Consider the following 18,261-nt stretch of genomic DNA (forward strand, 5'->3'; position numbering starts at 1 on the left):
CCTCTGTGTGGATGCGTGTCCAAGACACGATGGCATGGAACCGACCAGTTAGCCCATTCACAAGGTCACCTGTCGATCTCCCCCGTCCACGGCCCCGCTGAGTCGACCTATGGCTGCGCGATGGCCTCATCGTTGACCAGCAGGGCAAAGGCGTCTTTGTACTTGAGGTGACTGGACGCGACGAGGACATCGCCGCGAACGAGATCATTCAGCGTCTGGAGAACCTGACGCGTCCGTTCGTGATCTCGATGACCGGCAGTGGTGCCGCTACGTCACGGAATCTGACCAGTGAGGCGTCCTGGGCAGAGCCAGATTCGCGAATGGACGCTTCAAGCTAGATGAGGAACCAGGTAGCTTCAGAGATCGATACTTCCTACATGCTGTCAGACAACAGTTTCGTTGCGCCGAGGTCGGCACGCATTGCGTCAAGTAGCAGCCGCCTGGCGATCACAATTCGTCGACCCTGATAGCCCTCCGACGGAGATCCATCCGTGAGCGAATCGGACAACTCATTGAGAATATCGAACAAGGCGTCGGCGCGTGCAACAACGTCCTTACTGGCGATTAGTGCGAACTCGTAGAAGACGGTGTTGAACTCCACCAAGGCCGTAGGAAGTTGTGACAGGGCTCGATCGCGGGCACCGGGCTGATCGCCTGATTTCTGTGCGGGGAGCGAGCATTCTCGAATGAGCAAAGCCCAGTGATCGCCTGCTGCGAAGAGCTTCACATAAGCGCGCCTTTTCTCGTCCAGCCAGGAGGTGCGTTCCCGTGCCCTGCGATCACTGCGACCTCCCCAGACAGTTGCCGTGATGCCGACGACGCCGACCACCGCGGTGGTTATCGTTCCAAGCCAGTCCACTCTGACATCATCGGGGATCGGTGGCGGGTCAGCCATCAACTATGTGGAGTCCTACCGTGACTGTCGGGTCTGCTGCGCCACCTTGCTCATTCGGGTGCGGCGGCTGAGTGTCGAACTGAGTGTCAACCCGGGCGCACAGGCGCGGACAGCAGTGAATGACTCCGAACGATATTCGCAGGTAGTCGCACCTATTGGCTGAGCTTGAGTGCCCTAGATCGTTGCCTGGGGCCAAGGGGTCGTCGGTTCGAATCCGGCCAGCCCGACGGTGCGAAACAAGGGCCTTGACCGACATGTCTGCTGGTCAAGGCCCTTGGTCTATGAAGCGATCGGTGCAGTCAGTGGCGGTCGCTCATGATCGCTGGGGGACCAGTGGCGGACCAGACGCCATTGCGACACTCGGCAGGTGCGCGCTGGGTGACGCTCCGGCGGCGTCGATTGCCGCCGGTCGGTGTAGGTAGCGCTGTGTCGTGGTGAGCGAGCCGTGCCCGGCAATCTTGCGGAGGACATGAACGCGCACGCCCGCGTCCGCCATCCACGTGAGGCCGGTGTGCCGTAGGTCGTGCCGGCGTAAGTGCTCGAGCCCCAGCTCCTTTACGGCGTCGTCCCAGTGCGTTGCGTCCCGGAGTACCGCCGTGGTGATCTGGCCGCCGCGCGGGCCGGTGAACAGACGCGTTTCGTCCTCGTCGGCCGAGTCCATGCGAGCGGCGACCAGTGGCCGGAGCTCCTCGATGATCGGGACTCGGCGTGCCCGCTTGCCTTTCGTCCCCTTGTCGACCAGGCCGCCCGGCGCGGCCGTCGTCTGCTGGCGCACGGTCCAGATCCGCGCCTCGCGGTCGATGTCCGCCTTGCGCGTGCCTGACACCTCGCCGATCCGAGCCGCGGTGCCAGCAGCGAACTTGATGACTTCGCCCCAGCCCGCGAAGCGTCCGAGAGACCGTTTCGCGAGTGCGTCGGCGAGAGTCGCGACTGCCTGCCAGTTCGGCGGCGCGAGCGAACGCGGGTCGTCCAGCTCGTCCTCTGCCAGCCGATACTCGCGTTGCCAGCCGACGACACGCGCCGGGTTGCGCGATGATGCCGTCACGTACGGCCTGCTCCATAACTCTGACAAGCTTTCACGCCGCGATCAGCGACGTGTACAGGCCTTCGCGGCGCAGCAACGCGCCCTTGCCGGCCTTGTCGAGGGTCTCGTCCTCGGCCAGGATCCGCGCCTTGTAAAAAGCCAGGTATGTCCTGGTCCGGGGCTTTGCCGGCACCTCAGGATCGGGTGCCGGTTGGTGCGATGTCACGGGGGTGGTTCTCCTTGGATGCCCTCACGGGTCAAGTTTCAGCAGGTCACCCCTTTCCTGGGGATGACACAGAGGGGGCGGTGACCCAGACGACATCCACTGGACTTTTCATCTAGCTGCTGGACGTTTACTATAGGTCCCGTTGGTGGAGGCGAGCGGAAGGCGAATCAGGGTGACTGACACGGGTGCGGACGCGATCCTGTCTGCGCTGCTGCCTGTTATCGACGGGCTGGCGGCGACGTTCGGGCCGACGTGTGAGGTGGTGCTGCACGACTATCGCCGCGGTGAGCAGTCCGTCGTGGCGGTGTCAGGCGCGGTGACCGGCCGCAAGGTGGGCGGCGCGCTGAGCGAGATCGGCTTGGCGGTGCTGGCGCAGGGTGACACGGCGGCGAATGACATCAACTACGTGACCCGGACACCGGATGGACGGATCGTCAAGTCGTCGACCTTGCCGCTGCGGGACAGCGGGGGCCATGTGTTCGGCGCCCTGTGCGTCAACGTCGACGTCACCGCTCTGCGCCAGGCCGGCGACCTGTTGACCGCGCTGGCCGGGGCGCCGGCCGCGCAGTTGCCGGTGACCACGTTCAGCGATGACTTCCTTGATGTGGTCGACTCGCTGATCCGCGCTGAGGAGATGGCCCGCGGTAAGCCGGTCGGCACGTTGACCCGGCCGGAGCGGCTGGCCCTGCTGCGCGTCCTGGACCAGCGCGGGGTCTTCACCGTCCGCAACGCGGTGCCGCGCATCGCCGAACGGCTGAGCGTGTCCCGTTCCGCCGTCTACGCCGATCTCGCCGACAGCCGTAAGGACACATCCGCCGAGCATGATCCGGCCGGCGTTTAAGGAGCAACCGTGATGAATCTCGAAGACGTGGAGACACCGTTCCTCACCGTCGATCGCAGCGTCGTGCAGGCGAACATAGGCCGGTTGCGCACCCGTCTGGACGGCCTCGGTGTCGGCCTGCGGCAGCACGTCAAGACCGCGAAGTCCGTCGAGGTGGCGAGGCTGCTCCACAACGGGACGCCGGGGCCGATCACGGTGTCCACGCTGGCCGAGGCGGAGGCGTTCGCCGACGCCGGCTACCGGGACATCCTGTACGCGGTCGGGATTGCACCGCACAAGCTGGCTCGGGTGGTGGCTCTGCGGCAGCGGGGCGTGGACCTGATCGTCCTGTTGGACAGCGTCGAGCAGGCGGCGGCGCTCGCCGCGGACCGAACCGGCATGGCGGGGATTCCCGCGCTGATCGAGGTCGACTGCGACGGCCACCGCGGCGGCGTTGCGCCGAACGACCCGATCCTGCTCACGATCGGTCAGACGCTGCGCGACGGCGGCGCGGACCTGCGCGGGGTACTGACGCATGCCGGAGAGTCGTACTTCGCCGACGGCGACGACGCACTGCGCGCGGCCGCGGAAAACGAACGCCGCTGCGCCGTGCTGGCGGCCGAGACCCTGCGGGCGGCCGGACACGGAGTGCCGGTGGTGAGTGTCGGATCGACGCCGACGGCGCACTTCGCTACCGACCTGACCGGGGTGAGCGAGGTCCGGGCCGGCAACTTCGTCTTCTTCGACCTGGTGATGGCGGGCATCGGCGTGTGCACCGTCGATGATCTCGCGATGAGTATGGTGACCACGGTGATCGGGCGGCGCCCGGACAAGGGCTGGATCCTTACCGACGGCGGATGGATGGCGACCTCCCGCGACCGCGGCACCGCCCGGCAGCGGGTCGACCAGGCGTACGGGCTGGTCGCCGACATCGACGGCGTCCTCTACGACGACCTGCTGATGAGCGACGCGAGCCAGGAACACGGCATCCTGTCGATCCGGCCCGGCAGCACCGCACCGTTGCCCGGCATCCCGATCGGCGCTCGGGTACGGATCCTGCCCATCCACGCCTGCGCCACCGCCGCCCAGCACGACCGCTACCACGTGATCGAACCCGGATCCCGGACCGTGCAGGACATCTGGACCCGGGTCACGGGCTGGTGAACGACATGCGCTACCTGGCCGAGGCGGACTCCGCCGCCCTCGTCACCGAGGACCTCGCCTACACCGCCGCCCGCGACGCGCTCATCGCCGCCACCCGCCCTCAGTCCGAGGTCTTCCCCGCGGTCTTGGGCCACGGGTCCGACCCCCGCAACCGGTTCACCGTCAAGTCCGGCGCCTCCCAGCAGCTCGCGGGCGTCAAGATCGGCAGCTACTGGCCCGGCAACGCCGACCTCGGTGTGCCCCGGCACAATTCGGTGATCCTGCTCCTCGACCAGGACCTCGGCCGCATCGATGCGGTGGTCGAGGCCGGCGTCGTCAACGCCTACCGCACCGCGGCCGCCGACGCGGTCGCTGCCAGCGTGCTGGCCCGCGAGGACGCCTCGACCCTGACCGTCTTCGGTACCGGCCATCAGGCCCTCCACGAATGCGCCGCGGTCACCCGCGTACGGTCGATCGACACCATCCACGTCGTCGCCCGCACCCCGGAGCACGGCGAGACGTTCCTGGAACGCCTGGCCGCACGCGGGCTCACCGGCCGGCTCACCGCGCCGGAACAAGCATGCCGTGCCGCCGACATCATCGTCACGGCCACCACCGCCACCGCGCCCCTGTTCGACGCCGCCTGGGTGCGCCCCGGCACGCACGTCGCCAGCATGGGCTCCGACGCCCACGGCAAGCAGGAACTACCCCGGGAACTGCTCCAGGCGGCGCGGCTGTTCTGCGACCTGCCGGAACAGGCGGTGCGTATCGGGGAAGCCCAGCACGTCGCCGACCTGATCGCCGACAGCACCCTCACGCTGACCGCGATCGGTGATGTTCTGGACGGGCGAGCCGATGGCCGCCGCAGCGAGCAGGACATCACCGTGTTCGACAGCTCCGGCATCGCTTTGCAAGACCTCTTCATCGCCGACGCCCTCCTGCGCGCCGCCGCCGACCCGGGAACCACCCCCATGACCGTGCCGTCATCCACCTTGACACTGCACTGCGCCGCCTGCGGACGCACCTGACCGCTGACCGACCTGGCGTGGCGGTGCGGGGGCTGTTGGATCGTCGGACGTGCTGAGCCGGCGCAAGAACCTGCGAACCGCGTCGGCTCGCGGCGGGCCGGCACGAGCACGTCGATGACCTGCCCGTGCCGGTCGACGGCCCGGTACACGTGACACCACACCCCGGCGACCTTGACTGGGCGAGTTTCTGCGCTGTTCTCGGGGCGGACAGCCGGCGGTGCGATGTGGCGGGTCGCGACACGTTCATGACGCATCGCAGAGACTGCGTGCCGCAGCCCTCGCGGGGGCCGCAGCACGTGATAGACCAACTCGGCACCGGCGCGGTGTCGCGGCTGGGGTTCACGTGATGCGGCGGACTTCCGGGGGCTGCCAGGTTCCGTCGAGGATGGCCTGCTGTCCCCAGTAGGCGCGGATGTAGAGGCTGACCGGTCCCTGTGGCGCGGGAAGCCAGTTCGATGCATGGTCGTCTTTCGGTTGTGGTCCTCCGGCGGACAGGGTGAGGCCGCCGTCGGGGTCGCGCAGCAGGTTGGTGTTCTTGGTGCCCAGGGAGTACCTGCCGAGGTCGTTGGGGTGGAACAGGTGCTGGTCGTTGTAGAGCGTCAGCGACCAGAACCCGTCGACCGGCGGTTCCTGGCCGGCGGGGAAGGTGATCTCGTAGCGGTGGGCGCCGACGAGCTGTTGGCCGTCGCCGTCGTGGTCGGTGTAGAAGTACTGGGTCTCGGTGGGGCGGTTGTCGAACATGTTCGACTTGGCGGTGCCGGTGCGGTTGAAGTAGTCCACACCCCACTGCGCGTTGTGGGTGGAGCGGTTCCAGCCGTTTCCGGCGGGCAGGCCGTTGTGGTTCCAGCAGAAGAACGGTTTGATCACGTCCTGCTCGGCCTGTTCGGCGGTCTCGACCAGCGCCTTGGCGAGGTCGGGGTTGTTGCCGGCGGCGTCGAGCAGCAGCCGGAACTGGTCGTAGAGGGCTTGCTCACCGGGTAGCGGCGGGACCTCGTCGAGGGCTTGGGCGAACTGGTCGAAGAACTTGTCCGGCACGACCCACGTGGTTTCGCCCTCGCTGTCGGCGGGCGGGCCGGGGATCGTCGGTGAGGCCGCCCAGTCGGTGGTCTTCCAGGTGCCGTCGAACTCCGCCAGGGGGTAGCAGCAGATCTGGTTGATCACGGGCTGGATCGCGGTCCGGTCCTGCGGGGTGTCGTCCATGAAGACCCGGGGGACGATCGCGGCCAGGCTGGTGGTGGTGCGGATGACCGCCTGCACGCCGTCGGGTGTCGCCCCTTGCCAGTTGGGGCCCGCCAGGAGGTAGAAGCCTGGTGGGGTGGCGTAGGGTTTGCCGAGGTCGCCGATCTGGTCGGTGCGGGCGTCGTAGAGGGCGTAGACCCAGAACCGATCGTCGAAGTCGGGCACCTGGACGACTACCGGCTCTTCGTCGAGGGCGAAGTAGCCCAGCCCGTAGACGACGTCCTGGTTGGGGCATGTCACGAACGTCTCGGTAGGGTCGATGTAGTCGTGCAGCATTCCCAGCCGCCCGCGGGGGGCCACGGGCAGCACCCCGTTGAGCAGCCCCGGGTGCGGCGCCTGGGTGACCGCGGCACGCCGGTTGATCATGTTGATGATCGGCCAGCCCCACAGGTACGCCATCCCGGCCACGGCCTGGGCGTACCCGGTGTGCATCAGGACACCGGCCGCCGGGGCCGTGACCTCGGCTGGGATCGTCGTGGTCCTGTTCACTGTCGCCCCCGGTGGTGGTGCTGGTGGTCGTCATGGACGGGTTGGTGGCTCAGTCGGCGCGGACGAAGTCGCCCGGGGTGTACTGCCGGTCGAAGAACGCCTCGGTGGGCCCGTACCAGCGGATGAGGCTGAACCAGCCGCGGCCGGGCACGGTCCGCAGCAGGTTGGGCCCTCCGCCGCCGTCGGGGCCGATCCAGAGCGTGACCGAGCCGTCGTCGTTGCAGACCAGGTCGTTCATCGAGTTCAGCGACGGGTAGGTCTGCCCGTCGACGTCGACGTCGACGTCGACGTCGACGCCGGCGGCGGTCTCGGCGTCATAAAGCGTCACCGACCAGAACAGGTTCACCGGCGGTCCGGCTGGAAGGTCGATGCGGTAGGTCCGGTCCCCGTGCAGGAACTGCCCGCCGCTGTCCTTGTACGCGGCGGCGTACTTGGCGCCCATGCCGGGGATCGACGACATCATGCCGGTGCTGATCGAGTACGCGTTGACGAACATGTGGGCCTTGGCGTTCACGTCGTTGTGCCCGGTGCTCCGGTCGCGCCACTGCTCGTCCAGCAGCGTGTGCCAGAAGTCGTCCTGCTCGGTCTTGGCGTGGGCGACCCAGTGCCGGTCGGCCCACCACAGGGCGTTGTGTTCGCGATCGAAGTTGCCGGCGATGTTCTTGGCCATCCGCCAGCCGGTCCTGGCCGCCAGGTCCAGCAGTTCGCGCTGGTGCGCCGACGGGGCGTACGCGCTGCCCTTGACGATCCCGAGCGCGGCGGCGACGCCGTGCATGTAGGGGTCGACGGCGTCGAGCTGCTCGCCCTGGACGAACTCGGCCAGCAGGTCGAAGTAGGAGCCGTCGGCGGGGAACAGGGCGTCGGCGGGAAGGTCGGACACGTGCCGGAACTGCATCGGCTGCGCCGGGCCCGCGAGTGGGCGGATGGTGATGCCTTCGACGGCGGCCACGCCCGGCTTCAGGTCGTCGATGTCGGTGAAGAACCCGCGCATGAAGATGAACACCCCATTGGTGGGGCAGGTGTAGGCGAAGTAGCCGGCAGTGTCGATCTGATCATGCATGCCCTGCGGGACGATGAGGTACCGGCCGCCGTCGCCGTGGTCCGGGCCGGGGATGCCGATGTCGCCGAGGTACTGCCTGCCGTCGATGACCGGGCCGGTCAGGGGCCGGTGCCAGAAGTCGTCGACCAGACCCTGCACATGTGGCGGGACCTCGACCACCAGCGGGCCGGTCGCGGCCAGGTCGGCGAACGCCAGCCCGTAGATCACATCCGAGTTCGGGGTCGTGATCAGTGTGCTGGGCTTCAACCGCTGCTCGAACACCGACATCACCTGGTAGCCCCCACCAGACAGGGCGCCCAGGCCGCGCTTCATCGCATACATGTTCATCGCAGGCAGCGCCCACAGGTACACCTGCACCGCACGCTGGAAGAACAACTCGTCGTCCAGTAGCGCCGACGCCTCCGCCGTGGGATAACCGCCGGGCATCGGCAGCCCGGCGAACTTCCGATAGCGATCAAGGCCCGGCACAGCCCACCCCCGTAACGCATGAAAACCGGCTGTATCAGACCCTAACGGGTCGATCGGCATGCTGTTGTGCAATCAGCAGCCGCATCCGCCACCCGATACAGGCACATTGTGCGAGACGAGGTTTCTGGGACGCGGATCTGAGGAAGGCCCTGGGACGGGGGTGTCCCGCTAACGGGTCACCCCCGGGCGGATCACCAGGTGGTCCAGGCCATGGCATAGATCATGCGGCCCTGCTGGCCACTGTGAAGGTGCTCGGTGACCGACCACAGCGTCGCCGAGGTGCGCCAGATGCTCAGGTCCTCCGGGCCGATCGGGGTCGGCGTGGATGCGGTGGCGGTCATCTGGTTGCCGTTGCCTGCCCCGCCCAAGGCCCGGTGGATCGCCCCGCTGGAGTGGCCTTTGCTCTGGTTGAGGAAGAAATGCGAGCCGTTGGTGGCCGCGCCCTGGATGTTGCTGACCGGCAGCGTCCAGTGCGCGTCCGGCACGCCGTCGTTGAGCTGGTGGGTGACGGTGCTGCCGTTGTTCATGTTGTACGCGACCACACGTCCGTTGCTGGTCTGGCCGCTGGGGCAGTACTCGCCCACGATCAGGCGGTCCGGCGTGGGTGCGCGGTCCAGACTGAGGTACGAGAAACGGGGGTTGTTCGCCGATCCGGTGCAGAACTGCCCGCTGGTGCTGGCCGAGGGCCGCTGCCACATGCCGACCTGCACCATGGCGTACTTGTAGGTCGCCGCGCAGTACTTGTCGCGCACCCCGTTGTCGTTGGTGTCGACGAAGCCGATGCCGCTGCAGGTGGTGGTGCCGTTGCTCGACGCGCCGAGGTCGTAGATGTGCTTCATCGAGAACACCCGGATGCCCCAGAACGTGTCAGCCACGTACAGGTAGTCGCCGTACCAGACCATGCCGCCGGCGTGCACGTCGACGGCTTTGAAGTCGTATCGGCCCAGGGCGGCGTTCCAGTACGGGTTGACAAGCAGCAGGTGCCGGTACCGTTGGGTGGCCGTGTTCATCGCCGAGATCCGGATGCCGTTGTCGCCGCTGTGGTACCAGCCGACGAGCAGGCCCTTCTTGCCGTTCCAGTCCTCGTCGTCCAGTGCGTCGGAGACACTGGTGATCCCCTGCGGAATCCACGAGCTCGGGTCGAACGGGTAATCAGGCACGCCGTCCTTGTCGTTGTCCTCCTCCGGCCCGTCGCGCAGGCTGCTGCCGTCGGTGGCGGCGAAGCAGTACCAGAACAGGGGGTTGGCTGAGCCCTTGCCGCCGCTGCAGCTGGTGCCGTTGTACACGGCCTGGTGGTTGCCGTCGTCGAAGACCGATGTCATCGTGGCCTTGACCATCGGGATCTGGTCGGCCGCGGGGTAGGCCGTCCAGCTGAGGGTGAAGTCGCTGACGGTGCCGGCGTGGGCGGCCGGCGCGGCGGCGGTGACCGCGACGGTGGTGCCGAGCAGGATCGCCGCGACTGCCGCGAATAGGCGTCGTGGTTGCCTCATGAAGGTGTTCCTTCCTCTGCCGGGACGGCGGGCCCGGGTCGCGACGATCGCGACGCGCATGGTGGGAAGCGACACCGAGGCCGGCGGAAGCGCCGGCCGCAGATCACCTCCACCCGGCTATATCGGATAGAACGACGAACGGGTTGCCCTTTGGCTCGCGAAAGGTGAGGCGGTCACGCAGGGCTGAAGCGAAGAGCGGGACGGGTCGGCGGGGGCTGCGGGAATCCGTCGGCAACGGTTGGAATCGGTCCACCAACAACGCCGTGGGGCAGTCGGCAGGGGAACAGCGAACACCGGCCATGCTTCAGGGCGGCACAGCAGCGCTCGCTCGGCTTATTGCTCAACCTGACACGCGTCCTGACCAGTCGATCCCGCTGTGGGCGGGTGATTTTGTTCTCCACGCACGGGCTCTGGCGCAAATAGCGTGAATTCCGGGTGCCGAGGCGGATCCGTCATTCGTGTGATGTTCGTTGACGACCTGCCGGGGTCAGGGCCGCCCGCCTCGCCGGTTGCGGTGCCCGGAGCGTGTCAAGAGCAGCGAGTTGCCTACCAGTTGGTGGCCACCCTGCACGTGCTCCGATTCGACCGGCCCGACGAACTGAGTGTGCAGACTTGGAACGACGACGTCGGCCTGCAGCCGCTGGCCCATTTCCTGGTGAACGCTCCCCGAGACCACTGCACGGATCCGCGGGCCGCTATACAGACGGGAAGACCCGGTTCGTGTGAACCTGCAAGGCCGCACATCCGAGCCGGAGGACCGTTGCCGGGGTCCGGCGACTCGCGTATGAATGACGATTAGTTCCATCCGAGGTGGAGGAGAGCTTCATGCCCTCATCGGGATATCCAGTGCAGTCACGCATAAGTTCTGCGCAGACCGGCGCGCCCCAGACGCCGTCCGGTAGCACCACGGCACTGCTGCGGATGTACAACCCTGTCAGCCGGGATCACCTGTACACCACCTCGGCCGCTGAACGGGACAACGCGGTCGCGGACTTCGGCTACGTCGATGAGGGCGTCGCCTGCCAGGTGTTCGCGACTGCCAGCACGGGTACCATTCCGCTGCTGCGGGTGTACAAGCCGGCCACCGGGGATCACTTCTACACCACCGCGGCGGCCGAGCGGGACAACGCGGTCGCCACGCACGGCTACGTCGAGGAAGGCGTCGCCTGCCACGTCTACCCGAACAAGTGACACTGCCCAGCAAGGGATCTCGGCGCATCGTCGTCGACGGCGTCGAGTTCCGCTGGACAGTACGTCGTCGGCCGACGTACAACCAGGCCAACGGCTGGTCGCCGCTGACGTTCGTGGCAGAGCTGGCGGCCGAGGAGCCGGGTGCCGTGCTGGTCGTGTCCATGCCGTATGCCCATCCGGGCAACTGGATCGGTTACCTCGGCGGATCGGTGCGTCCGGTGGCCGTGGCTGCGGGTATCCGCGAAGCGCTGACCGGAGGGTGGCAGCCTGCGAAGCCCGGTCCGGCGTTTGCGCTGACACTGGCTGACGCGGTGAGCGCGGAAGCGTGATGTTCGGGCGCGGGCTCAGAGCCATTCGTTGACGGCGACGACGTGGAGCGAAGCCTGGTAGCGAACGGCGAGCGCGGGCGACACACCGCGGCAACGAGCTGCCCATCAGGAACGCGTTGAGGTGCAGCATGGTCATCCCTCCGTGTGGTCGACGCCCAGCGCCTGCAGCAGTGACTTCCGGTAGGCCAGGAACTGCGGCTACCCGTTCTGGGCAGGCTGCTCGGTGGTGTGTTCCTGTCGCTCGGCCGCGTCCTCCCCGGCCGTTACCCGTCCGCGGCGGAGCTGCAGGCCTACCTGCCCACGAGCATCGCCTGGGGCGGTTGCTCGACTACGGCGTGATCCAGCCGCGGCTGCAGCGGCTGTACGACTGGTCCGCCCGGGAACTCGACCTTCCCGGGCTGCGCGGTCTCGTACACCACCTCGACCCCGTCTATGTCTGCCCCTTCGCCGACAGACATGTCTGGGTACCGCCGGACGGAGCGCTGCCACGCCTTCTGCGGCGACTCACCAACCCCCGTACATGACGGTCGGCGGCAGTCGGCAACGTTGTCAAATCAAGGGTCTCGTCGATCGCTGACGGCTCCGGTGAACCGTTTGTGCGGGTCTGCCCATAGCGTCCTCACCAGGCATCGAAGCGTATTGCCAAGATTGACAATTGGCGGGCTCAAGTTTGCGCCGTGTTGGCAAGTCCGCTACCGTGCCGGTCGGGTCGGCGGAGCACCGGCCTGACGGACCATCCCCACGGAGGAAACCCATGTTCAACAACGCACGCCTGCTGCTGGTCGGCGGTCTCGCCGCGCTCGCCGCGGTGTTCGCGGTCGCCGTCGGCGCGACCACCGAGCCGCAGGAGCCCGTTCAGCCGACGTCGGTCGTGCTCGCCGACGGCCCCGAGATCGACCCGCGCGCCAACATCGACTGGCCCTGATCGCCGTATCGACCGCCTGGTCGCGGTCTGACCTAGCCGAATACGGCGCCGCCACGGGGGCGGTCGCACCAACGCCCCGCGCGGGCCGAGCCGGCCGCTGGCGGTGGGCCCGGCCCGCGCTCGGCTGTCTACCGGGCCGGTGGCGTGGCTGCCAGGGTCTCGGCGAGGGTGCGCCAGATCTCCGCGGTCAGGTCGATGTTCATGGCTTCCTGGGTGCGCTGGGCCAGTTCGCTGATGTTGGCGATGCCGGTCTCACGGTCGCCGGCCATGATGCGCAGCCGGTTCGCGAGCACGCCGAGCCGGATCTGATCGCGGAAGGTCAGGTGTTCGTGGGAGTCTTCCAGCCGGTCGCAGAGTGCCTGCGCGGTGGGCAGGTCACCTTGCTCGAACGCGACGGCCGCCCGCAGCAGCCGGAACTCCTCGTCGTGCAGCGGCCGGCCGATGAGTTGCACCGCGGGCTCGGCCTCGTCGAGCCGACGCGCGGCCGCGGCCGGGTCGGCCGGGGACACCTGCAGGTAGAGCGAAGCCGCGGCGAGGCGCACCCGAAGCCAGAGCATGAGGTCGTCGTGGCTGCTCAGCACGTCCAATGCCGACTCGATCGCCTGCCGGGCCGCCGCGATGTCACCCTGGCGCATGCTGACCTGCGCCGTCGTCCAGAGCGCTTCGACTCGCAGCACTCCTGATGTGCCGGCGACGAGTTCGGTGAGCCGGTCGGCCAGTTCGCGGGCCTTCGGCAGCCGACCGAGCTCCGCTTCGGCCGAGATGAGGATCATGAGCGGCCGGGCGATGTCCGGCACCGCCAAGGCGTTGTCCTGAGCCGTCTGCAGCGCCCGCTGGGCGAGCAGGTGGGCCTCCGCCACGTTGCCCAGGGAGCGTTCGCACCGGGCGAGCCGCGTGCATACCCGGGCGCTCAGCTCGGGCACCTTGATCGTGTCACCGAGTTCGTCGACGGAGCGCAACACCTCGCGTTCCTGCGCGAGCAGCCCTCGCCGGGCCAGCGCGTCCGCCAGCAGCCAGTAGCCCTGCCAACGCACTTCGGGCTCGATGTCGTCGTCGGCGACGGCGTCGCGCAGCCGGGCGACGGTCGCGTCGTCGAGGTCGCCCGAGGTGATCAACGCGATCAGTTTCAGCAGCGGGTTCGCGGGCGGGCTGGAGAGGGCGGCGACCGGAACTCCGAGCCGTTCACTCAGGTAGTCGATGGTCTTGGCGGTCGGCGGCCGTGCCCCGGACTCGATCCGGGACAGGTAGCTGATGGACATGGCAGATCCGGCGACCTCTGCTTGGGACAGGCCCCGGGCCTGCCGCAGGCTCCTGATGTGCGCACCGAACTCCGGCTGTTCCACCGGCCATACCACCCCTACGAATCGCTGCCGACTTCGCGAATCATGCCACTACTGTCAAAAATTGGCAAACCTTCGAGCGGCCACTGGATCCGCGTGTCCCGGGAGCTGCGGAGGGTCTCGTTCGAACCACGGAACGTCACGGCCTGATCCTGATCCGATGTCCGTGCAGAGTCGGGGCCGAGGGGCGGCGACCCATTGTTTCCTCGACACCTACCGAGATTTGACCTGTTGGCAATAAAACTTGACTGAAGTTGACCGGACCTCCTAGGCTCTGCGGGCCGGTGTGCAACCGACGGAATCAATCCTGCTCAGGACAAGTACGGATGCCGTTTCCGGCACGCGATGGCCGCCCTCGACCGGCGGCATAGCGGAGATTCGACTGACGGGGGAGTCCCATGGATGAGTGTGTTCTCTGCCTGCGTGTGCTGGGCAAGGAGTTCTGGATTCCGGTGGCGGAGTCGGCTCACACGATCGCCGCGCTGGCCAACCACCAGCGTTCGCACGGTGCGTTGCTCGTGGTGCCCCGGCGCCACACCAGCACGATCGCCGAGCTGACCGCCGAAGAGGCGACGGATCACTTCCGCCTGGTGCAGCGGATGGCGGAGGTGCTGACCCGGGCGTACCGGCCGGACGGCATCAACGTCTGGCAGGGCGGCCGGATGCCCGAGGCGCGGTTCAACCACGTGCACACTCACGTCTGCCCGCGCTATCTCGACGCCGAATACTCCTTCGTCGCCAGTGAGGACCTTCCGCTGCCCTCGGTCGAGCAGCGGTGGGAGATCGCACGCCAGATCCTCGAATTCGTGCCGTCCGGCCTCGCTGTTCGATCCGCCGGCTGACCCTCTTTCGCCCTGAGAACAGGTGTCTTGTGTCTTTCCAGTACCGAACCCGGCTGTCCGATCCATGCGCGGTGTGCGCGAAGGTGACCGGACGCGAGACCGACTGGCCGGTCGTGGCGTCCACGACGCACGCCGTCGCGCTCGTGCCGTCGCGGCAGCAGCATCTCGGCACGACCCTCGTGGTGCCCAGGCGTCACGTCTTCGACCCGGCTGACCTCGCCGATGACGAGGCGACCGAGCTCTACCTGATGGTCCGGCTCATGGTGGACGCGACCATGTCGAGCGCGCAGGCCAATTATTACCATATTTCGCAGTACGTAGGTGCTCCTGGCGGTGAGCCGATCGACCACCTGCACTGGCGGGTGGAGCCGCGGTCGCAGACCCCAGCACGCAAGTGGTCGTCCATCGCGGACGTGCCCGCCACACCGCAGGCCGAGCTGGCGACGATCGCGGCCCGATACCGCGGGTTCGTCGCGGCAGACCCGGCCCGCAGCGCGATGACGGCGGTCTGACGTGTCGGTCTCCGTATCCGTCGCGGCACCGGTGTCGCCCGGCGCCACGCTCGAGTCCGACGCGTACACCGCGCTGCGGGCGATCGCCGAGGCGGCAGGCATCGACGCCGACCACGCCCAGCTGGTCAAGTTCTACAACAACGCCACCTTCCTGCTGCCGAACGCCGGGGTGGTGGCCCGGGTCGCCGGATCACCGTCGCTGGCCGCGAACGTCCACAAGGTCGTTCGCGTGGCCACCTGGCTGGCGGACGACGGATACCCGGCGGTCCGGCTCAAGCAGGGCCTGCAGAACCCGGTCGCGGTTCCCGGCGCGCTCGCCTCGCTGTGGGACTACGTGCCGCCGGTACGGCAGGGCACCTCGGCCGACCTCGCCCGGTTGCTGCGCCGGCTGCACGCCATGCGCCCGCCGGACCACCTTCCGCGGTGGGACCCGGTCGAGGACGTGCGCAAGCGCGTACGAGACGCGGTCGGCCTCACCGACGACGACCGTCGCTTCCTGCTCGACGAATGCGACGAGCTGGAGCCGGCCGTGCTGGCGCTGTCGGACGACGTCCCGCACGGCCTGATCCACGGCGACGCGAACGTCGACAACGTCATCGTCGGCGCCGACGGCCCGATCTTGTGCGACTTCGACCGGATCGCCGTCGGCCCGCTGGTGTGGGACCTCATCCCCGTCGCGACCGGGTCCTACCACTTCGAGGGCGGCACCGCCGCGCAACGCGAGTTCGCGCAGGCGTACGGAAGCGACGTGCGGGACTGGTCCGGGTTCCCGACGTTCCACCGGCTGCGCGAACTGAAGGTGGTGAGTTCCGTGGTGTCGCTGCTGGAGGCGAACCCGCACGTCAGGCCGGAGTTCGAGCATCGCCTGCGCACCTTCCGAGCCGGTGAGACACACGCCCGCTGGCATCGGTTCGGCGCGGCCCCATCGACCACCTCGACCACGGAAGAACAGGAGCTGACCGCATGACGGCGCGGATTCTGCTGGCCTACGACGGACTCGGCGCGCCGCTGTCCGAAGCGATCGTCGAGGAACTCGGCGCCCACGGCTACGAGACGGTGCTGGTGGCAGGCTCCGGCCGCCACGACTACCCCGACCTGGCGGCGGCGGCCTGCACCGCCTTCAACGGCGGCGGCTACGCGTCGGTGGTGCTGGTGTGCGGCACCGGCCTGGGCATGAGCATCGTGGCGAACAAGTTCCCCGGCATCCGGGCCGCCCGCTGCACCGACGAGTACAGCGTGGAGAAGGCACGCCGCCACTCCGACGCGAACGTGCTCGCCCTCGCCGCGAACCTCACCCCGTCCGAGCGAGCCCGCTCGCTCGTACGAAGCTGGGTAGGCCACCGGTTCGACTCCGCCCGGTCCATCCCGAAGATCGCCCGGATCGCCTCCATCGAGGAATCGGAGCGCCGCGGCGACCGGGCGGCGACCACGCCGGTGGTCGTGCTCGCCAAGGGACTGGGCTCGCGGCTCGCACCGGTCGCCGCGACCACGCACAAGACGATGGAGCTGATCGCCGGACGGCCGATCCTGTGGTGGCTGCTGCGGGATCTCGCCGGCGCCGACGCGCTGGCCCGCACCAGCGTGGTGCTGCGTGAGGCCGATGCCGGCGCCGCGGCGCTGTGCCGTGAGTTCGGCGTCGCGGTGGAGTTCTCCTCGCCCACTGGATACCTGCGGGATGTGCACGCTGTCGCCAGTGCCGCGGGCACGGCCGTGACCGTGGTGGAAGGCGACTCCTTCGTGCAGCCCGGCAGTGTCGGCCGGTTCGTGGAGTTCTGCGGGCGGCTGCCCGCCGACGCAGGCTTCGCGTTCGCGACCGCCGCGCCGCCCGCGCGCTGGGACTACCCGATCCAGTGGGTCGGCGTGGACGATCGGGGCAGGGTGCGGCGCTTCGGGCGGGACATCGAGCCGACCGCCTTGATGGCCTGCGGGCTGTGGCACTGGACGCCCGCCGAAGTCGCGCAGATGCCGCGGGCGATCGAGCAAGGCCTGTCGTTCACGCGGTTCGTGGCGGACCGCATCGCCGCCGGGACGGCGGTGGCCACGTTCGGCGTGGCCGGCGCGCACAACGTCAACACGGCGGTCAGCCTCGAACAGGCGCGGGAGTGGGCCGAGTCGACGGTCGCCGTCGCGCCGGACCCGGCGGTGACCCGATGAGCGTCGCCGTCGTCACCGGCGCGGCGGGCCTGGTCGGCTCCGCCGCCGCGCGTCACTTCGCCGCCCGCGGCATGCACGTGGTCGGCGTGGACAACTGCATGCGGGAGACGTTCTTCGGCGCGGACGGCTCCGTCCGCCCCAACCTGGTCAAGCTCGAACGCGACCTCGGCACGGCGTACACGCACTGCCAGGTCGACGTGCGGGATCGGGGAACCCTCGACCGGATCTTCCAGCGCTACGGCGCCGACGTCACCGTCGTGGTGCACGCCGCGGCGCAACCCAGCCACAACTGGGCCGGTGAAGACCCCCGCACCGACTTCGACATCAACGCCGTGGGCACCCTCAACGTGCTCGACAACGCGCGCCTGCACTGCCCGGACGCCGTGGTGATCCACTGCAGCAGCTCGACCGTGTACGGCGACCACGTCAACTCGCTGCCGTTCGTCGAACGCGAGAGCCGCTGGGACCTGCCGCCGGAGCACCCCTACTACGAGGGCACACCGGAGACGGCGCCCATCGACCACACGAAGCACACCCTGTTCGGGGTGAGCAAGCTCTCCGCCGACGTGATGGCACAGGAGTTCGGCCGTTACTACGGCCTGCGCACGGCGGTGCTGCGCAGCGGCCTGGTGTGCGGGCCGGAGCTGGCCGCGACCATGCAGCACGGCATGCCCGGCTTCGTCCTGCGGTCGCTGATGGAGGGCCGCCCGTACGTCATCAAGGGATTCGGCGGCAAGCAGGTCCGCGACGCCCTGCACACCTCCGACCTGCTCGCCGCGTTCGACGCGGTGATCGCGGATCCGCGCCCGGGCGAGGCCTACAACCTGGGCGGCAGCCGGGCCAACTCGTGCTCGGTGCTCGAGGTGATCGCGCTCGCGCAGGACATCACCGGGCTGGAGATGCAGGTCAGCTTCGCGCAGGGACAGCGCGAAGGCGACCGCAGATGGTGGATCACCAACAACCGCAAGTTCATGGAGCACTTCCCGCACTGGCGCCTCGGCACCTCGCTCCGGCAGATCCTCGTCGAGATCCACGAGGCGAACGCAGATCGGTGGACCAGATGAACAGCCAGACCGGCCATGGAGA

At 68.3% G+C, this 18,261-nt stretch carries 18 protein-coding genes and 1 pseudogene; 11 read left to right on the forward strand and 8 right to left on the reverse strand.

All coding sequences use genetic code 11. The features are described from left to right. Positions 1–373: 373 nt before the first annotated feature. From HAV39_RS31685 to HAV39_RS31695, 3 genes are all read right to left on the reverse strand, one after another. Positions 374–859, reverse strand: coding sequence for a hypothetical protein (locus HAV39_RS31685; RefSeq protein WP_191842853.1), 486 nt, complete (start codon positions 857–859; stop codon positions 374–376). Positions 860–1,208: 349 nt separating this feature from the next. Then, a complete protein-coding gene (locus tag HAV39_RS31690) occupies positions 1,209–1,940 on the reverse strand; it encodes a tyrosine-type recombinase/integrase (protein WP_239120635.1) in 732 nt (243 codons plus the stop codon). A gap of 31 nt (positions 1,941–1,971) precedes the next feature. After that, positions 1,972–2,145: a hypothetical protein gene (locus tag HAV39_RS31695; RefSeq protein WP_191842854.1), complete on the reverse strand. Its 174-nt coding sequence runs from the start codon at positions 2,143–2,145 to the stop codon at positions 1,972–1,974. A gap of 145 nt (positions 2,146–2,290) precedes the next feature. Between HAV39_RS31695 and HAV39_RS31700 the strand changes: the two genes are divergently transcribed. The 3 genes from HAV39_RS31700 to HAV39_RS31710 are packed head-to-tail and all read left to right on the forward strand — an operon-like array spanning position 2,291 to position 5,136. Beyond that, complete coding sequence (locus tag HAV39_RS31700) at positions 2,291–2,986, forward strand: helix-turn-helix transcriptional regulator (protein WP_239120639.1); 696 nt, start codon at positions 2,291–2,293, stop codon at positions 2,984–2,986. A gap of 12 nt (positions 2,987–2,998) precedes the next feature. Continuing rightward, positions 2,999–4,129, forward strand: a complete 1,131-nt coding sequence (locus HAV39_RS31705) for an alanine racemase (protein WP_191842855.1) — start codon at positions 2,999–3,001, stop codon at positions 4,127–4,129. Between the two features lie 5 nt (positions 4,130–4,134). Next, entirely contained in the window at positions 4,135–5,136 is a 1,002-nt protein-coding gene (locus HAV39_RS31710; RefSeq protein ID WP_191842905.1) for an ornithine cyclodeaminase family protein, read from the forward strand. 80 nt (positions 5,137–5,216) lie between these two features. On the opposite strand, the pseudogene HAV39_RS43725 reads toward HAV39_RS31710, so the two are convergent. From HAV39_RS43725 to HAV39_RS31730, 4 genes and pseudogenes are all read right to left on the reverse strand, one after another. Beyond that, positions 5,217–5,312: pseudogene (locus HAV39_RS43725) on the reverse strand (DDE-type integrase/transposase/recombinase); the annotation flags it as partial. A gap of 163 nt (positions 5,313–5,475) precedes the next feature. Further along, positions 5,476–6,864 carry a DUF1254 domain-containing protein gene (locus HAV39_RS31720; RefSeq protein ID WP_203736291.1) on the reverse strand — a complete coding sequence of 463 codons (1,389 nt, stop codon included), beginning with the start codon at positions 6,862–6,864 and terminating at the stop codon, positions 5,476–5,478. Positions 6,865–6,913: 49 nt separating this feature from the next. Next, positions 6,914–8,392: a DUF1254 domain-containing protein gene (locus HAV39_RS31725; protein WP_191842856.1), complete on the reverse strand. Its 1,479-nt coding sequence runs from the start codon at positions 8,390–8,392 to the stop codon at positions 6,914–6,916. Between the two features lie 191 nt (positions 8,393–8,583). Continuing rightward, positions 8,584–9,882: a hypothetical protein gene (locus HAV39_RS31730; RefSeq protein WP_191842857.1), complete on the reverse strand. Its 1,299-nt coding sequence runs from the start codon at positions 9,880–9,882 to the stop codon at positions 8,584–8,586. A gap of 825 nt (positions 9,883–10,707) precedes the next feature. On the opposite strand from HAV39_RS31730, the gene HAV39_RS31735 reads away from it, so the two are divergent. From HAV39_RS31735 to HAV39_RS31745, 3 genes are all read left to right on the forward strand, one after another. Further along, a complete protein-coding gene (locus HAV39_RS31735; protein ID WP_425321555.1) occupies positions 10,708–11,073 on the forward strand; it encodes a hypothetical protein in 366 nt (121 codons plus the stop codon). Continuing rightward, a complete protein-coding gene (locus HAV39_RS31740) occupies positions 11,070–11,402 on the forward strand; it encodes a hypothetical protein (RefSeq protein WP_191842859.1) in 333 nt (110 codons plus the stop codon). The genes HAV39_RS31735 and HAV39_RS31740 overlap by 4 nt, the downstream gene beginning before the upstream one ends. 754 nt (positions 11,403–12,156) lie before the next feature. Continuing rightward, positions 12,157–12,327, forward strand: a complete 171-nt coding sequence (locus tag HAV39_RS31745) for a hypothetical protein (RefSeq protein ID WP_191842860.1) — start codon at positions 12,157–12,159, stop codon at positions 12,325–12,327. 128 nt (positions 12,328–12,455) lie between these two features. On the opposite strand, the gene HAV39_RS31750 is transcribed toward HAV39_RS31745, so the two are convergent. Beyond that, a complete protein-coding gene (locus HAV39_RS31750; RefSeq protein ID WP_342355592.1) occupies positions 12,456–13,682 on the reverse strand; it encodes a helix-turn-helix domain-containing protein in 1,227 nt (408 codons plus the stop codon). Positions 13,683–14,065: 383 nt separating this feature from the next. Here HAV39_RS31750 and HAV39_RS31755 point away from each other — a divergent pair, with 383 nt between their 5' ends. From HAV39_RS31755 to HAV39_RS31775, 5 genes are all read left to right on the forward strand, one after another. Continuing rightward, the gene (locus HAV39_RS31755) at positions 14,066–14,509 is read left to right on the forward strand and encodes an HIT family protein (protein WP_191842862.1); all 444 of its coding nucleotides are present in this window, start codon (positions 14,066–14,068) and stop codon (positions 14,507–14,509) included. A gap of 83 nt (positions 14,510–14,592) precedes the next feature. Further along, on the forward strand, positions 14,593–15,021 hold the full coding sequence (locus tag HAV39_RS31760) for an HIT family protein (RefSeq protein ID WP_191842863.1): 429 nt from the start codon (positions 14,593–14,595) through the stop codon (positions 15,019–15,021). A gap of 1 nt (position 15,022) precedes the next feature. After that, positions 15,023–15,988, forward strand: coding sequence for a phosphotransferase enzyme family protein (locus HAV39_RS31765; RefSeq protein WP_191842864.1), 966 nt, complete (start codon positions 15,023–15,025; stop codon positions 15,986–15,988). Further along, entirely contained in the window at positions 15,985–17,175 is a 1,191-nt protein-coding gene (locus HAV39_RS31770; protein WP_191842865.1) for an RpiB/LacA/LacB family sugar-phosphate isomerase, read from the forward strand. The genes HAV39_RS31765 and HAV39_RS31770 overlap by 4 nt, the downstream gene beginning before the upstream one ends. After that, positions 17,172–18,239: an NAD-dependent epimerase/dehydratase family protein gene (locus HAV39_RS31775; RefSeq protein ID WP_191842866.1), complete on the forward strand. Its 1,068-nt coding sequence runs from the start codon at positions 17,172–17,174 to the stop codon at positions 18,237–18,239. The genes HAV39_RS31770 and HAV39_RS31775 overlap by 4 nt, the downstream gene beginning before the upstream one ends. Positions 18,240–18,261: the final 22 nt, after the last annotated feature.

It is taken from the genome of Catellatospora chokoriensis, from assembly GCF_011297315.1.
Classification (GTDB): Bacteria; Actinomycetota; Actinomycetes; order Mycobacteriales; family Micromonosporaceae; genus Catellatospora; species Catellatospora citrea.